The following is a 1,914-nucleotide window of genomic DNA, read 5'->3' on the forward strand; positions in this document are numbered from 1 at the left end:
TCCGTGGCCGGGACGTTGAGCGGAACGGTGAAACCCTGACGGGGACTGTTACCAGGCCCGCGATAACCGGCTTTATCGGGGCCGTCAAAACAACCCTTGCGTTTGGATTAATCGGTATTTTCACCAAAAAATGAATAGTTCCATACGGTGAAGCAAGTAATTCGTGCTCCTGTCGACGTAGGTAAGTTCCGGTCGTATCGATTATGCGGGTAAGGCATGGCCCGGACGGCTTGCAGGCCTATCGGGTGTCGAGGAACGAATATTCCGCATCATCCGGATAACCTGCAAAGTTTGACACGCCGAAATACTTCCGTTCGCCAGCGAAATAGACGTCAACCACGGTCAAATTGGCGTGTATCGAGGGGGCGAATTAGAATGAAAGATTGTGGCTTTACGTTCGCGAAGTTCATCATAACAGTCGGCCGCGATCATGTTCGCAAGAGTTCCCTCGGAGGTATCGCTGGATTGGATTTACTTCCCGCCATTTTTCTTCACAGTCCTGTTTGGTTTTATAGGCGCGCTGGCAATCGCCAGGCTACTGAACTGGACCGGACTTAGTCGATTTTTTTGGCATCCGGGTCTGGCGTTTGTGGCGTTGTGGGTCCTGACAACGTCCCTGCTCGGTCTGTTTGTTATTCCCCCGTAGAAGTATAGGGAGGTCATAACACAACCGTGCGACGCGCAAGCGAGAGAAAACGTCTTGCCGATAGTCCCTCGATCTCGCGTCGGAGTCGTATGGGTTCTGAGCCAAAGTCCCGCGTGGCACGACGCTGAGTCCACCCGCCGTGGTGGGCGTCGTCAATCACGGTACGGAGTGCGTACCACAACAGGGAACCAGAGATAACGATGTCCGAGAACGCCAAAAAGATTCTGCCCAAACTTGTCACCGTGATACTCGTCGTCGTGGCATTGCTCGCGGCGTATATCCTTTATCGCCGATACACCGATCGGCCGTGGACGCGTGACGGACAGGTGCGGGCCGATATCATCAAGGTCGCTCCGAGGGTTGAGGGCTATATCGTTCAAGTCGCGGTCAAGGACAATCAATTCGTGCGTAAGGGCGAATTGCTATTCCAGATTGATCCCAGCGATTACCAACTGGCGGTGAACAAGGACCAGGTTGCATTAGATCAGTCCCGAGAAGACGTCGAAGCGCTGGAGGCTGCGGTCCGAGCGGCGCAGGCAGTCGTCCAGCAGAACAAGGCGGCTGTGACTTCGGCTGGGGGGCAGGTCGACGCAGCCCAGTCAGGAATCAAGTCGGCTGAAGCTGCCACTAGCGAAGCCGAAGCTGGCATTGTGGCGGCTACCGCAATGATCGCTCAACAAAAGGCGATACTGGAGGAAGGCAAACGCGAAGCCGAACGGGCAGCGCGCCTGGCGGAAAGGAAAGCCGGTTCTGTCGAAACCGCTCAAGCCAAAGAGGCGGCGGTCGCCGCGTATCAGGCTCAACTTGACAGCGCCAATGCCGGTTTAAGCCAGGCACAGGCCACACTCGCAAAGGCAAAAGCCGGTGAGGGCGAAGCACAAGCCAGGCTGGTGATTGCTCAAAACGGACTGGCCGAAGCAGAGGCCGCGCTGGTGACGGCAGACGCAAGTTTAGATGAAGCCAAGGCGAATCTGGGCGCGCCGGGTGAAGCAAACGTGCGGGTACGAAGTGCCAAGGTGGCCCTGGACGAAGCACAACTCAAGCTGGACTGGACGAAGATCTACGCACCGAGTGACGGATATATTACGAATCTGTATGTCAATCAAGGCACATTTGCTGTCACCGGGTCGCCACTGGTTGCCTTTGTCGATAGCAATACGTTTCGAGTGCATGCCTATTTCGAGGAAACGAAACTAAGACACATCAAGCAAGGTGATCGAGCGATTGTTACGCTGATGGGCCATCACGACCAACCGATTGAGGGTGTC

2 protein-coding genes are annotated in these 1,914 nt (G+C 55.5%); both read left to right on the top strand.

Features of this window, described 5'->3' with window-relative positions; translation table 11 throughout:
* Positions 1 to 430: 430 nt before the first annotated feature.
* Positions 431 to 646, top strand: a complete 216-nt coding sequence (locus WBB95_RS22535; protein WP_424489582.1) for a DUF1656 domain-containing protein — start codon at positions 431 to 433, stop codon at positions 644 to 646.
* A gap of 200 nt (positions 647 to 846) precedes the next feature.
* On the top strand, positions 847 to 1,914 hold a 1,068-nt coding region (locus tag WBB95_RS22540), incomplete at its 3' end, for an HlyD family secretion protein (RefSeq protein WP_424489583.1).

This window comes from Pseudomonas sp. (genome assembly GCF_049645325.1).
Lineage (GTDB): Bacteria > Pseudomonadota > Gammaproteobacteria > Pseudomonadales > Pseudomonadaceae > Aquipseudomonas.

Excerpts from the sequence above, each read along its gene's own strand:
- WBB95_RS22535 (WP_424489582.1), top strand. The coding sequence starts at position 431 with ATGTTCGCAAGAGTTCCCTCGGAGGTATCGCTGGATTGGATTTACTTC.